This is a genomic window from Chryseobacterium mucoviscidosis, from assembly GCF_002177115.1.
Classification (GTDB): domain Bacteria; phylum Bacteroidota; class Bacteroidia; order Flavobacteriales; family Weeksellaceae; genus Chryseobacterium; species Chryseobacterium mucoviscidosis.
Map to the genome: position 1 here is coordinate 1 of NZ_MVAG01000082.1, position 277 is coordinate 277.

Sequence of the window (277 nt, forward strand, 5' to 3'; positions counted from 1 at the left end):
AAAGAGGCGCAGGCCGAAAACTTTCGCAAGATGATTATGGCGATGGTGCAGGATATCCGCGTCATTCTCATCAAACTTGCCGACCGTACCCACAACATGCGCACGCTGGGCTCACTTCGCCCGGACAAACGTCGCCGCATCGCCCGTGAAACTCTCGAAATATACAGCCCGCTGGCGCACCGTTTAGGTATCCACCACATTAAAACCGAACTCGAGGAGCTGGGTTTTGAGGCGCTGTATCCCAACCGTTATCGCGTAATCAAAGAAGTGGTGAAAG

Annotated in this window: 1 protein-coding gene; it reads left to right on the forward strand. The window is 53.4% G+C overall.

Annotated elements, in window-relative coordinates; genetic code table 11:
- A partial coding sequence (locus tag B0E34_RS22710) for an HD domain-containing protein (protein ID WP_123956534.1) occupies window positions 1–277 on the forward strand: 277 nt, incomplete at both ends.